Source organism: Kineothrix alysoides, assembly GCF_000732725.1.
In the GTDB taxonomy this organism is placed as follows: Bacteria; Bacillota; Clostridia; order Lachnospirales; family Lachnospiraceae; genus Kineothrix; species Kineothrix alysoides.
The window spans coordinates 95944-109998 of the sequence record NZ_JPNB01000001.1 but is presented as its reverse complement, the minus strand read 5'-3'; the positions used below and the strand labels follow the sequence as shown (position 1 = coordinate 109998).

Below are 14055 nucleotides of genomic sequence, written 5' to 3'. Positions count from 1 at the left end.
TCCTTCCTCCTTTATCCAATGCTTCCTTCTAATTCAAGGCCGATCAAACGGTTCATTTCCACCGCATATTCCAGCGGCAGTTCTTTTGTTACGGGTTCCACAAACCCTCTTACAATAAGGGCCTTTGCTTCTTCTTCACTCAATCCGCGGGTCATAAGATAATAGATAGACTTTTCGCTTATTCTTCCTATTTTAGCCTCATGCCCGATATCTGCCTTATCATTCCTCACATCCATAACGGGAATGGTATCCGAGCGCGACTTATCATCCAACATAAGTGACTCGCAAATAACGCTGCATTTGCTGTTCTTCGCCTGCGGCATTATGGTCACCGAGCTGCGATAAGTAGCATTTCCGCCGTTCTTGGAAATGGATTTGGAAGAAATCGTGGAAGATGTGTTCGGCGCCGCATGAACTACCTTTGACCCCGTATCGAGATACTGGTTACTGCTTGCAAAGCTGACTCCTGTAAATTCACTCTTGGCGTTTTCTCCTTTCAGTATACTCATCGGGTACAACATGGTGATGTGCGAGCCAAAGGTTCCCGAAACCCATTCGATTTTGGCGTCTTTTTCAACAAGCGCCCGTTTTGTATTTAGATTAAGCATATTTTTCGACCAGTTTTCTATGGTGGAATAACGAAGTGTGGCTCCTTCTTTTATATACAGCTCTACACCACCGGCATGGAGGTTTATCGTATTGTGCCTCGGGGCGGAGCACCCTTCGATAAAATGCAGACTGGAATTTTTCTCGCATATGATCAAGGTATGCTCAAACTGCCCGGCCCCCGGCGCATTCAGGCGAAAGTAAGACTGTAAAGGCATATTTACCTTAACGCCTTCCGGAACGTATACGAAAGAACCGCCCGACCATACCGCACCATGAAGGGCCATAAATTTATGTTCCGTCGCCGGAAGAAGCTTCATAAAATACTCTTTTACAATATCTTCATATTCGCGCAGCGCGGTCTCCATATCCGTATAAATGACACCTTGTTCCAGCAGCTGCTCTCTCATGCTATGATAAACCACTTCAGAATCATACTGCGCTCCCACGCCCGAAAGAGATTTCCATTCTGCCTCCGGAATACCCAGACGCTCGAACGTACCCCTAATATCATCCGGCAGCTCCTTCCAGTCATCGGTCATAACGGCCTTTGGACGCACGTAAGTTACAATATTGTCCATATCGAGTTCATGAAGGGAAGGTCCCCACTTGGGAAGTTCCGTTTCGTTATATATCTTTAAAGATTTCTTGCGAAGCGCAAGCATCCACTCAGGGTCATTTTTATTTTTCGAGATTTCAGTCACAATGTCTTCGGTAAGTCCTCGTTTTACCTGATAATCAATATTATCTGTATCATATATGTCATAAATATTACGTTCAAATTCTTCTATTTGTGTTTTCTTCTTTTCCAACCTAATTCACCTCACTTTTGGAGGAAATCTGCAAATCCCTCTCGGTCAATTTTCTGTATCAGTTCCTTTCCTCCGGTATGGACTATTTTACCGTTTACCAAAACATGAACATAATCCACCGGCAAATCCCTTAACAGCTTCGTACTATGAGAGATAATCAAAAGGGAATGATCCTTATCCTGATTCTTGTAATGAGCAATTCCTTCCCTTACCGTTTTTACAGCATCCACATCGAGACCTGAGTCGGTTTCATCTAAAATGGCCAGCTTGGTATCCATCATCAACAGTTGCAAGATTTCACTTTTCTTCTTTTCTCCGCCGGAAAAGCCAAAGTTTACATACCTATCGGCATAAGCCTTGTCCATTTGCAGCATATTTAATGTATCTTCCAGTTGTTTTCTGAATGCCAGCATAGGCATCGGCTTCCCATCCGTGGCCGCTTTCGCAGATTTCAGAAAGTCCCTCATAGTTATTCCGTCGATTTCTTCCGGTGTCTGAAATGACAAAAAGATGCCTCTCTTAGCCCTCTCATTTGTAGCCAGATCAACGATGTCCTCGCCTTGCCAGCATATACTGCCCGACCTCACAATATAATCCGGATGTCCCATGATTACATTGGCAAGCGTGGACTTTCCTGCACCGTTAGGACCCATAATTACATGAGTTTCCCCCGTATCAATGTTTAAATCCAGTCCGCGGATAATTTCTATATCCGACTCAAGCGTTGCATATAAATTGTTTATCTTCAACAATGTTTGGCTCATTTTCGTTTTCTCCTCCTTTTTCATTTCCAGAACTGCACATACAATCGAATTCGCAAAACGGTACGCAATCTTTTAAATGATTTAAAAAATTAAAAATCGTCTTCGTTTCATCCGCACCTAAAGTTTTCAAATAATTACACAAACTCCTATTTGTGTTTTCGTGAAAACTTAGATGTTCTTTGCGAACTTCTTCTCCTGCTGTCGTCAGACGGAAATATTTTTCTTTCTTGTTCCCGGTCTTCGTATAAATCTCCAAAAGCTCTTTGTTAGAAAGCTTCACGGAAAATTGAGTGACAGCTCCTTTTGTAATTCGTAAAAGACTGGACATTTCGCTGACATTCAATTCCGGAAACCTATGGACAACATCTAAGAAAACAACCTCTGAATGATACAAAAGCTGCCCGCCATATTCCCGCGGCTTTTTTTGTTCTTCCAAAAGCATATTCATTACCTCAAATATTTTTTCTGTCACTTTACAGTTCATAGTATACCTCCCATTTCATTACTCGACTTTAGTATATGTCCAAACAAACAAAAAGTCAATATTATTTATCTACTAAACAATATTGGTTCGCAGTATCTAAATATAATAAATATAAAGTTCGACAGCTGCCATGCAAAGTGATATTATGCTAACAAGAACGGCTGCCATCGTTTGACAAGATCTTCTTCGGCCGTGTGTGACCTTGTCAAACGATGGTGATGTCCTGCAGTGGAGGTTTATAATGGCAAACAAAATTAATACGCCTGTGATAACGTTGTTCGTCATCATGATAATGGCTGTGGCAGCAGCTGCCTTAATCTTTGGGGGCGCCGCGAGGAAGGTTCCTGTTCCCCTGCCGCAAAGCAGCGAAGTAATGAGCATTACGATTGAACAGATAAACGAGGGCGAAAGTTCCGGCACAATCCACATCTCCCAAAAAACGGATGTGGAAGCTGTACTGAATGTGCTGGCGAACACCGATAAGACGCTTCAGCAGTCCGTCAATGACGCACCCAACCGGAACGATTACTTTCAGATTAACATCGAAAGCATAAACGACCGCAGGTTCTACTTGTACAACGATAATGAAAAATACTATATTGAAGAACCTTATGCCGGAATTTATAAGACAACTCGTGAAGCGGGTACTGCCATCGTAAAGATTTACACTGCAAATAGTGGCGTTTCCATAAATGCACAAGAGTTGTGGAAATCCAGGACACCCTATGTGGGGGATAGTTCTGCGGTGGGCAAACTACTCAGTTTGCTTCCTCTTCCGGGCGGTTTGCTTCATGACCATTTTGAACTGCGCACCACTGGAAATGAACGCGGTGTAGAGTGGATTCTTATAGAAGAGGACAATACTTCCTATAGCCTTCGGCAGCTTGATAAAAATGCGTTGCTCCTTTTTGCTCTGATTGACAATCTGGAGGATTTTTATGTGACGATCGGCAATCTGTCAGATGACGACACAGTCTATCATTATACCCGCCAGCAGGCCGATGAGCTTGTCGGCAGTGACGTGCGGAAATATGCAGAAAGCCCGGAGCAGATTCAGATACTTATTGATTTTCCTATAGCAGAAACACCATTGTACAGCATGGCAAAGCTGGAAAACGGAAAGATTATATCGGAGTATCCGCTTGAGAGCAGCGAGCTTGCGGACACAGTCATTATGGATGTTATGGTAAAGTCAGCAGCATGGGAGGGAATTGACATTTCCACTCTGAAGGAGTGCTTTCAGATTCATCAGACATTCCCTGAAGCAAATGAAAGCCATGACTTCTATGCCTATCTGCTGGAGGATGGCCGGGCAGTCTTGCAGTCCGGTAAAGACGGATGGTACTCAATACTATCGCAGGAGCTTTATTCGGAACTATCAGAATTGTGGAGTAATCTTACGGCGGGGAGCCTTTATGAATAGAGCAATCATATAATTAGTATCCAGTTTTCCGGTGAGCAGGTGGTCTTGTACTTTTACTTAGATTGCAGCATTTTTATCGGCACAAGAACTGCCCTGCTGACTTAATTTCAGTCAGCAGGGCAGTTCTTTTCATCTTTCTCTTACTTTGCTTCGTTTATGTCAGGAATGGAATCCGTCGAAACGTACTGTTTGCCCGTCCATGCCTGTCCGGCACATCCGAAAGTCTTCATATAGTGTTTTGCCGTTTCCTTATATCCCAGTTCAAGCATTGGAAACAATGCATAGATATTATTGCCTTCCATTCCTACTTCCTGAATTTTATCGTATGCTCCCTTAAACAAATCATTGGCTATATTAACTTTACTGATACCCTTTCTGCATGCCAGTGCAAGGTTCGCATCTCCGGTGCCGGAACCGCCGTGGAGAACAAGCGGAACGGGTACCTTCTCTGCCAATTCTTCCAATAAGTCAAATCTTAATTTCGGTTCCCCTTTATAAACACCATGCGCCGTACCGATTGCAACAGCGAGGCAGTCAACACCTGTTTCTTCCACATATCTCACCGCTTCTTCCGGAACAGTCAGAGCAGAGATTCCGTCAACTTTATAGTTTTCCCCAACTCCCACATGACCGAGTTCAGCCTCTACTCCAATACCTGCAGCATGTGCTATTCGAACCAATTCTTTTACCTGTGCTATGTTTTCTTCATACGGAAGCTTGGAACGGTCGACCATAATTGTATTAAATCCGGCACGTATTCCTTTCACCGCCTCTTCATATGTAGCGCTGTGGTCTAAAATCAATGCCACAGGCACATATGTTTTTGTTGCCATATCATTTAGAATTCTTCCAAAGTAATCCATATCAGGGTTGTGTCCATAACCGCAGAGCATGATTAACGGAGAATTCGTTTCTTCTGCTGCCGCGACACACGCTCTCGCAGACAATTCATTTACTGCTGCCACGGCAGGAACTCCATAACCGCCTTTTCTTGCTTTTTTTAATATTTCCGCCATTGATACTAACATCTTATCTCTCCTTTTCCTTTACTTATTTTGTATATAGAATTTGCGCAGCATCTCTTCTATTTCCTTTGCTGTACTCAGCCTGAGAATCTGTTCCACAAGTTCTTTGCATTTTTCCGTGTTCAGCTTACCGATCCATTCCTTAACTTCCGGTATGGATGCCGCCGCCATACTGTATTCATCCAATCCCATTCCCACAAGCAGGGGAATCATCTTCGGATCACCTGCAGCTTCACCGCACATTCCGCATATAATGTTGTTTTTATGAGCTCCGTCAACAGCCATTTTGATCAATCGGATAACCGCCGGATGGTAATACGTATAAAGATCTGCAACCGTCTCATTTCCCCTGTCCACGGCCAGCGAATACTGGGTCAAATCATTAGTTCCTATGGAGAAAAAATCACATTCTCCCGCAAAACACTCCGCCATCACTGCCACTGCGGGTATTTCTACCATAATGCCTATCTCTATTTTCTCTTTAAACGGAACCATTTCCTTCTGTAGTTCCTCCTGACACTGTCTCAGCTTATCTTTTGCCCAGATTAATTCTTCCATGGAAGATATCATGGGGAACATGATTTTCAAGTTACCGTATATCGATGCCCTAAGAAGAGCTCTCAGTTGAGTATGAAATACATCTTCTTTCCGCCTGCACAGCCGAAGCGCCCTAAGTCCGAGGAAGGGATTAGCTTCTTTGGCCAGCCGAAGCGCCGGAACATCCTTATCCCCCCCTATATCCAGGGTTCTGACAATGACCGGTCTCCCGTCCATCTTCTCCAGCACTTTTTTATAAGCATCATATTGCTTTTCTTCGTCAGGCAGAATCTTCGAAGAAAGATACAGAAATTCCGACCGGAACAATCCTATTCCTTCCCCTCCTCTTTCCAAGACTTTTTCCACATCATCAGGAGATCCAATATTTCCGAAGATATCAAACTTTTTCCCGTCGCTGGTAACAGCAGGTTCTCCGGAGAATTTATTCCATCTGGACTTTTCCTCGTCTTGCTCCTCGATTTTCTTTTTCAAAGATTTTATTTCATTTTCCTTCAGATTAAGGAATATTTCTCCTGTCTCACCGTCAAAACCGATCAAATCTCCGGTTTTTACTTTTGTCAGAAGGCCACTCACTCCCACTACTGCCGGGATGTCGAGTGTTCTTGCCAATATCGCAGTATGTGAAGTGATTCCTCCCAATTCCATCAGCATACCCGAAACCATTTTTAAATCCATTCCGGCTGTGGTGGAAGGTGGGATATCGCTTCCTACAATAATCGTAGGTTCCGGCAATGAACTGACATCCGGCTTTTTTATATTTAATATCTCACATATCAAATTATCTTTAATATCCTTCATGTCCAATGCTCTTTGGGCGAAGTACTCATTTTCCATCACTTCAAACTGTGCAATGACTCTATTCATTACCTTCTCTACAGCCAGTGCCGCACCCGTTTGCTTTGCAATCTCTTCCTTAATCGGCTCTATTAAACCGCTGTCCTTTAGCAAGGAACAATGGACATCTAAAATATCTGCGGCATTTCCACCCGCTGTCTCATTTGTCTTATCCCTAAGCCTGATCGTTTCTTCGAGCACAGCAGCTTGCGCATCCATAAATTTTCTTTCTTCTTCCGCAGGGCTCCCGATTTCTACGGGGAACGCAATGGCTTCTTCATTCAATACCAAAACTTTTGCGTAGCATAAGCCTTTAGAAACCCCATATCCGTGCATACCTACTTGCCCCCTTTATCCCTTATTCACCCATTCCGCCGGTAATCAAATTAGTAACCGCTTCACAAGCTTCTTTTTCATCTGTCCCATCACAAACCACTTCTATTTCCGTACCGCAGTCAACGCCAGCCGCCAAAATGCCAATCAATGATTTTGCATTGTAAAGCGAGCCGCCTACAGATATTTCAACGGAGGAATGAAAATGCTGTGCTTCTTTTGTTAATAAGTTTGCGGGCCGGGCATGCAGTCCCGCCTTTGCTACAACCACTACTTTTCTTTTTACCATAAGTTCATCCCCCCATTAAAAAGTAACAATAATTCTGAATGTATCCGGACGTACGGCAGCTTCAAATGCATCCTGTGCGTTTCCATACGGATAGGTTCCCGACACAAGCTTCTCCGGATCGATAATCTTTTTTGCCAGCAGATTCACCGACCGGTTAAAGGAACGCACGCTGGGGCTGACCGCTCCGGTAACGATGGTTTCCGAATTATGAAGCCAATTGGGGCTTATTTCAAAAGGCTTGTCAGGATGCTGGGAGCTATACATAATGCAGCGGCCCATAGGTGCGGTCATTTCCACTGCCTGTTTGGCAACTGCCGAAATAGGCGTGGTGTTAAATACCGCCTCGGCTCCTCTTCCCTCAGTTAAAGAACGGACATATTCTACCGGATTTTTTTCCAGAGGGTTAAAAGTGATATCGCAGCCTAATTCCTCGGCAATTCTCCTTCTTTCCGGATCAGGCTCGCTTAATATGACTCTGGCACCGCTCAGTTTGGCACTCATAACATGGAGCATACCCATGATGCCTCCGCCAATAACTACCACATCATCACCAAGCTCAATTTTTCCTTTTTCAATGCTGTTGAGGACACATGCAAGCGGCTCGGCAAAAGCTGCTTTTACATCCGGCAGTTCATCGGGAATGCGGTAAGCCTGAGAAGCATTAATGGCAAGATATTCTCCCATACCGCCTGTTCCCATAATTTCCATCTCCGAGCTGTCCAGATTATTTAATTCCACACAGAGGTTTTCTTCCCCCCTACGGCAGAAATAGCATTTTCCGCATACATTAATCAATCTCGCGACAATTTTCCCTCCCACAGGAAACTCTGCCGGATTAACACCTTTTCCCAACTGCGCAACTTCTCCAGCAATTTCATGCCCTCCTACGAACGGCAGCGGCATATGTGATTCCCTTGTAAAGGTTCTCTGTTCCCAAGTACAGATAGCGCACGCCTTTATTCGCATCAGAATCTGGTTTTCCTTAGGCTGCGGCATTCTTACTTCCTTTACCTCCACTTTTTTTTCTTCTGTGATTGCTACCACTCTCATTTTCTCGCCCATATGATGTAATCTCCTTTTTCTTTTCTGTATTATGAAATATAAACCTATTCTCCGTAATAAAAGGAACGGTACAAATTATTGAGTTCCTCTTGTGCAAGCTCTTTCGGTGCAAACATAATGTTCGCATCCTGAGATGCCGCCTTTATATAAGAAGGAATCTTATCCAGATATTCCTGCTCGGAAATTCCCGTTTCTTTTAAAGTCAAAGGCATCTGGATTTCCTCATACATTTCCCAAATTCTTTTTACCAGCTTCTTTTGTTTTTCTTCCGAAGAACCGGTTATCTGAAGCTGATCTGCCACTTCTTCATAAACAGGCTGCGGAATAAGATATTCCATCGTATAAGGCAGCAGCAGTCCTGTCATCAGGCCATGAGGCTTTCCAAAATCCCCTCCCGCCTGATCCATACCATGCGCCATTCCCGTAATAGAATTATTGATTCCTGCTCCCGCCATGGTCGCAGCCACATGCATTTTTTCCCTGGCCTCCATATCTCCTCTCACAGACTTCGGCAGTTCTTTTATAATTGTTACCGCAGCCTGGATACACTGCATCCTGACCATTGTACTCGCCAGTTTGCTAACGCCGGCTTCCAGCGCATGAGCCAGAGCATCCGTTCCCGAAAATGCAATATTTCCGGAAGGAAGACTTTTTAATAAATCAAAATCCATAATGGCCAGGTCAGGAATGATTTCATCGCTCAAAATCATGCGCTTTTTCTTATGCTCGTCTTTTATGACGGCACAGCCGGTTGTTTCAGATCCCGTTCCGCTCGTTGTCGGTACCACAATAAGTTCTGCTTTACCGGGGAACGGTTCCACCTCGTAAGCTTTTGTTGCTTTTTCCCAATCGTAATCAGGGAGTTCATAAAACAGCCATAATGCTTTTGCGGTATCCATTACGGACCCGCCGCCGATTCCTACAATTACGTCCGGTTCAAACTTCCGTATTTCATTTATAGGAGTTTCCAGCATGTACATATGAGGTTCTGCCTTCATATTGCATACTATTTTATAGTTTGCGTCTTTTAGCATATTGTCGAAAATCAGCTTATCAAGCTCCAATGCCCGCATGATTCCTTCGTCTACCACGAAAGCTATCTTTTTGTCTATGTACTCTCCTAATTTTTCGATACTTCCATTTCCCAGCACATATTGCGTGGTTTTAAACATTTTATACTGCATCTTTTATGCCTCCCTGTTTTTTTGTTTAACCTAAAATTCCCGTTACGCCGCCAATGACACCGATGATAACGATAAGCAGCAGTACTTTAACGGATGACCAGCCTTTTTTCAGCATTTTATAACTTCCCAGTGTCAGCAGAAGGGGAAGCAATTTCGGTATGATCGTATCGAACAGCTGCTCCTGCACGCTGAATACACTATCTGCTGTCTGCTGAATCTGGATACCGCAGCTCATGGATACGTAGTTTGCTACAAGTGCTCCCAACACCATACATCCCATGATATTTGCCCCCGCAATGATTTTATTGACGATACCATTCTCAAGGATATTTAAAATAGCGCCGCTTCCCTTTTTATATCCGGTCATAAATAAGGTATAAGAAATACCGAACACAACCGCAATCATGACGAGTGAATATACGATAGGTGCTACAACGCTTCCTCCGCTCGCCATATCAATGGCAAATGCCAGGAGCAGGGGGACAATAACACCCTGGATAATACTGTCGCCGATACCCGATAGAGGACCCATAAGTCCTGTTTTTATGGAAGTGACCGCTTCACCCTCTATTTCTCCTCCGGCAGCTTTTTGTTCCTCCATCGCTACCGTAAGCCCGGCAATCGCCGAACCAATGCAGGGTTCACAGTTAAAGAAGCCCGTATGACGCCTAAGCATTTCACGCTGCTTTTCCATGTCGTCCTTGTATAATTTCTTTGCGATCGGAACCATTGCATGAAGGAAACCCGTTCCCATCATTCGCTCATAATTGTAATTTGCCTGATTGTTAAACAGCCAATTGATCCAGGAACGTTTCACATCTTTATTTGACAATAAGATATAAGAACCTTCCGTTTCTTTTTTTATTTCTTTATGATTCATATCAGACATTTGCTTCTCCTCCTTTTGCATTTCTAAGCTGCGTATAAACAACTGCACTGCAAAGTGCCAGGAAACCGACAGCAATCATACTCAGTCCAAAATAAACCGCCAGTAAAAAGCCTACGAAGAAAAATATTCTTGCTTCTCCTTTAAAAATATACAATAATGTCAGACCGATACCGAGCGCAGGCATCATACCTCCGATAATAATCAGTACTCCCAGTACCGTTCCGCCCAGCGCATTAATTGCTCCCTGAATATATCCGGCTCCAAAATATGCTGCCAGAAAACACGGGATAGCAGTCATGACAAACAGCATAGCCTGCGGCAGCAGCACGCTGGCAATCCATATTTTCCCCGACTCTCCTTTTTCCACATACTTGTCCGCCAAGTGCGCGAAGAAAGAATCCAGTGTCAGCCTTCCGAACCAAAGCAGTGTGCCGATCAAACCGATCGGAACAGCAATCGCCAAAGCTGCCTCTGTATCGAGTCCTCCCGTGATAGCAAGTGCCGCACCCAAAATACCTGCAAGACACATATCTCCAGGCAGGGCACCACCTGCGGATATAAAACCGATATACATTAAGTTAATGGTTGCACCTACGATAACTCCTGTTATAGGATCTCCCAATACAAGTCCTGTCAAAAATCCGCCGATGAGCGGTCTGTAAATGGTATAATAACCCACCGGTCCGGCCACTATAGAACTATTCCCCAAATAGTACAAAACTCCCAATAGCATTGCTTGAAATACGCTCATATTCTACCTTCTCCTTTTCCCTTATCATGTTTGATAATAATCATTCTGATAATAGTTTGCTTACATCCGCAGGGGCTTCCGTAGGAACCAGCTGATAGAGGATTTCTGTTCCTGATTCTATGATCCTTCTCATAGATTCTGCTTCCTCACTGCTGGCGGAAACATTCCTGTTAAACTTTTTCCTTCCTTCTTTGGCTCCCATTCCCCCTAAAATAATTTTAGGTAATGCTACACCTCCTTCTATTAATTTTTCCAGAATCTGCGGTACTTTCACAAGAATAATAACCTTTTCCCCGTTCATCGCATCTTCCTTTAATACATCCGTTGCATCGAGAGTTCCCAAGACCTCCACTTTCACATCAGGAGGCGCCGCCGCTTTTAATATTTTCTGCATGAATAAATCTTTTGTCAGAGCGTCATCCACTACGATAATCTTATTTCCACCTGTCTGTTTGACCCAGGATGTCACAACCTGTCCATGAATCAGCCGGTCATCAATTCTGCAAAGTACGATATTTTTCATCTTAATAACCCTCCATCATTTTGTTCACATCCACAATGGTGTCTCTGCCAATGGACATTGCCATATCTTTCAATTCCTGCGCCTTTTGAAACTCTCTCGTTCCCAGAATCTCAAGAAAAATCGGAAGATTTATTCCTGCGATATGATAAAAATGATAATTTTGCATGAGCAGGGTTACTGCATTGAAAGGACTTCCGGACCTCATGTCCGTCAAAATCAAAATTTCTTTATTTTGATCTTCCTCTCTGATTTCCTTGATTTTCTGTTCCACCTTTTCCCGCAATTCTTCCACATTTTCTCCCAGAAAAAATCCAAAAGCATGCACTTGTTCCTGTTGCCCCATGATAAGTTCACTGCTTTCTACCAGCGACTTCGCATAGCTGCCATGAGATACTACGATTACTTCAACCATTCTTTCTCCTTTCCGTATGTTTTTATTATTTATTATAATTTATGATTTCAATTATTTGCGATGCTTCATGCGCCTTCAGCAATCCTTCTGTCGCCTGACGGTCTGCCAGCTTCCGGCAAACAGCCTTTAAAGCCTCTATATACTTAATTTCTCCGTCCTTAGGCGATTTCTCAGGAACTGCAAAAAGAACTATGAAACGCACCAGTTTTGCTTCTTTGGGGATACTTTCTTGTTCTGATTCCCATAGAATATCTTTTTGGGTCCTTACGATAGAGATTGCTACCTTTTTAACCTGCCCGGATATTCCGTGGGGGATTGCTATTTTATTGCCGGCGCCGGTAAATCCCATTTTTTCCCGTTCCCATACATCTCGTAAAAATATATCTGCGTTTTCAATCTTTCCGCTTCGAAAGAGCATTTCTGCCATTGCCTTCAGCGCCTGTTCCTTCGTGTCAATGCCAGAATTCAATTGTATATTTTCTTCCGATAAAATTTCCCGTATATCCATATGCCACCCTATTCCCCCTCATTTTGCTCCCTATTCATGAAACTATTTCTGATTGCTTTAATATCCTGTTCCGACAGCAAGGAAGAAACTATAATATAAGGTACATCGTCCCTTTCAATCGGTACGGTCGCTATGATATAATCGATGCCTGTCAAATCCATATCTTTCACTTTTCTGCCGGAGACAACATCAACAATCTGCATAAAAGCAAACTCATTTTTTAATTTAGCCGCCAGCAGCTGCGATGTGCCATATCCGCTGTGACAGACTACAAGCACTTTTTTTCTCATTGTCTTTTTTTCCAGCATAGTCTGAAAGTAAATGGCTATATTGACCACTTCATCCCTGCTGATTTCAGGCAAACAATATTCCTTTGCAAGCTCTTTCAGTACCTCGCTGCATTGTGCAACCATCTGGGGATATTGCCTGCCTATTTCTTCCTTCAGCAGGTTCTGTATCTGGATGTTGTATTCCAATCGGTTTAACATTGGCCTTATATGAAGGATTAGGCCTTGCATCATATCCGTATCCTGTTCAAAACGTATGCCAAACTTCTCTGACAGGCGTTTGGTCAATTTACTGGCAAATTCCGTACACTTATCGTCATTTCCCCGTTCCCGGCCTTCCTTCATCCCTCTTTCTTCGAAACCGGAGGATATAAGATACTGGTAAATATAGTAGGTTTCTCCTGCCCCTATCTGAATGTTATAGTGCTCATTGATTTTTTCCGCTATTTCTCTGGCCTTTCCATACTGTTCCAGTGTATGGACATGAATCATCCTGCTTTCTTCGCTGTCTTCAATATGAATATTTTCCCTGACCCTTTTAATACAAATCAAAATGTGTGTCAGCAGATTTGCATAATATATATCACCGATATCCAAATTCTTTTTCCCGATATCGGAAAGGAGCTTCTCTATAAAATCGATATCCTCCTTTTGGAATAATTCAAGCAGGCCATTTCTTGTATTCTCGCGAATGGCAATGCCGGCAATCGCTTTCCTGATATCTGTTTCGCTCCCGTTAATACAAGTACCCTCTTTTGTCTTCTTAAAAGTGAGATTATATTTTTGAATCCATTCCTCTATATATTTCATGTCATTGACAATGCTGGTTTTTCCTACATAATACAAGTCGGAAAGCTTTTGTATGGAAGTCATCTCATTCGTTTTAAGAAGCATTTCTTTTAAAATCAATTCTCTTCTTTCCGTAGACGATTCTTCTCCCGCCTTTGGTATCTTCAGGCTTATTTCATTCAATAATTTTTCGCTGTCTTCTTTTTTGGCACAAGTCAAAAGGCCCCTGCCCGGCCGTGCATCTATTTTTATTTCATACTTTTTCATATAATTTCTTATATTTTTTAAATCTGACTGCAATGTTTTAGTTGAAACATTCAATTTTTTAGCATAATATGAAATAGGTTGATATTCACTTTCTCCAAGAAGCAAGTAAATAAAATCTACTTCTCTTTTACTTAAATTATTCATTTATCTTAACCTCTTAATTTAAATAGAGTTGTTTATTATTACTATATTGACATTATATCAATAAAAATATTAGGGCAAAATACCAAACAACTTCCCTAAGGTTAGAGAAGT

At 42.8% G+C, this 14055-nt stretch carries 15 protein-coding genes; 1 reads left to right on the top strand and 14 read right to left on the bottom strand.

Going from position 1 to position 14055, the window contains the following annotated elements; translation table 11 throughout:
- Positions 1-11: 11 nt before the first annotated feature.
- The 3 genes from sufB to CC90_RS22810 are packed head-to-tail and all read right to left on the bottom strand — an operon-like array spanning position 12 to position 2666.
- Positions 12-1418, bottom strand: a complete 1407-nt coding sequence (gene sufB, locus CC90_RS0100475) for a Fe-S cluster assembly protein SufB (RefSeq protein ID WP_031388881.1) — start codon at positions 1416-1418, stop codon at positions 12-14.
- Between the two features lie 11 nt (positions 1419-1429).
- Positions 1430-2182 (bottom strand): Fe-S cluster assembly ATPase SufC, encoded by a 753-nt coding sequence (gene sufC / locus CC90_RS0100470; RefSeq protein WP_031388880.1) that lies wholly within the window; start codon positions 2180-2182, stop codon positions 1430-1432.
- Positions 2136-2666 carry a MarR family winged helix-turn-helix transcriptional regulator gene (locus tag CC90_RS22810; protein ID WP_051869213.1) on the bottom strand — a complete coding sequence of 177 codons (531 nt, stop codon included), beginning with the start codon at positions 2664-2666 and terminating at the stop codon, positions 2136-2138. The genes sufC and CC90_RS22810 overlap by 47 nt, the downstream gene beginning before the upstream one ends.
- A gap of 241 nt (positions 2667-2907) precedes the next feature.
- Between CC90_RS22810 and CC90_RS0100460 the strand changes: the two genes are divergently transcribed.
- Positions 2908-4089 (top strand): DUF5301 domain-containing protein, encoded by a 1182-nt coding sequence (locus CC90_RS0100460; protein ID WP_031388878.1) that lies wholly within the window; start codon positions 2908-2910, stop codon positions 4087-4089.
- A 140-nt stretch (positions 4090-4229) separates the two neighbouring features.
- On the opposite strand, the gene CC90_RS0100455 is transcribed toward CC90_RS0100460, so the two are convergent.
- From CC90_RS0100455 to CC90_RS0100405, 11 genes are read right to left on the bottom strand one after another with little or no spacing between them, the layout of a single operon-like run.
- Positions 4230-5117: a class II fructose-bisphosphate aldolase gene (locus tag CC90_RS0100455; RefSeq protein WP_031388877.1), complete on the bottom strand. Its 888-nt coding sequence runs from the start codon at positions 5115-5117 to the stop codon at positions 4230-4232.
- A gap of 18 nt (positions 5118-5135) precedes the next feature.
- Positions 5136-6842 carry a phosphoenolpyruvate--protein phosphotransferase gene (gene ptsP / locus CC90_RS0100450; protein WP_031388876.1) on the bottom strand — a complete coding sequence of 569 codons (1707 nt, stop codon included), beginning with the start codon at positions 6840-6842 and terminating at the stop codon, positions 5136-5138.
- 22 nt (positions 6843-6864) lie between these two features.
- Positions 6865-7128 carry an HPr family phosphocarrier protein gene (locus tag CC90_RS0100445; protein WP_031388875.1) on the bottom strand — a complete coding sequence of 88 codons (264 nt, stop codon included), beginning with the start codon at positions 7126-7128 and terminating at the stop codon, positions 6865-6867.
- Between the two features lie 15 nt (positions 7129-7143).
- Positions 7144-8190: a zinc-dependent alcohol dehydrogenase gene (locus CC90_RS0100440; protein ID WP_031388874.1), complete on the bottom strand. Its 1047-nt coding sequence runs from the start codon at positions 8188-8190 to the stop codon at positions 7144-7146.
- A 44-nt stretch (positions 8191-8234) separates the two neighbouring features.
- Positions 8235-9374, bottom strand: coding sequence for an iron-containing alcohol dehydrogenase (locus CC90_RS0100435; RefSeq protein WP_031388873.1), 1140 nt, complete (start codon positions 9372-9374; stop codon positions 8235-8237).
- 25 nt (positions 9375-9399) lie between these two features.
- Entirely contained in the window at positions 9400-10263 is an 864-nt protein-coding gene (locus CC90_RS0100430; protein ID WP_242843216.1) for a PTS system mannose/fructose/sorbose family transporter subunit IID, read from the bottom strand.
- Positions 10256-11014, bottom strand: a complete 759-nt coding sequence (locus tag CC90_RS0100425; RefSeq protein WP_031388871.1) for a PTS mannose/fructose/sorbose/N-acetylgalactosamine transporter subunit IIC — start codon at positions 11012-11014, stop codon at positions 10256-10258. Before CC90_RS0100425 ends, CC90_RS0100430 begins: the two co-directional genes overlap by 8 nt.
- A gap of 40 nt (positions 11015-11054) precedes the next feature.
- On the bottom strand, positions 11055-11537 hold the full coding sequence (locus tag CC90_RS0100420) for a PTS system mannose/fructose/N-acetylgalactosamine-transporter subunit IIB (protein WP_031388870.1): 483 nt from the start codon (positions 11535-11537) through the stop codon (positions 11055-11057).
- 1 nt (position 11538) lies between these two features.
- Positions 11539-11949, bottom strand: a complete 411-nt coding sequence (locus CC90_RS0100415) for a PTS sugar transporter subunit IIA (RefSeq protein WP_031388869.1) — start codon at positions 11947-11949, stop codon at positions 11539-11541.
- Positions 11950-11974: 25 nt separating this feature from the next.
- A complete protein-coding gene (locus CC90_RS21990) occupies positions 11975-12457 on the bottom strand; it encodes a PTS sugar transporter subunit IIA (protein WP_051869212.1) in 483 nt (160 codons plus the stop codon).
- 8 nt (positions 12458-12465) lie between these two features.
- Positions 12466-13944 carry a BglG family transcription antiterminator gene (locus CC90_RS0100405; protein ID WP_051869211.1) on the bottom strand — a complete coding sequence of 493 codons (1479 nt, stop codon included), beginning with the start codon at positions 13942-13944 and terminating at the stop codon, positions 12466-12468.
- Positions 13945-14055: the final 111 nt, after the last annotated feature.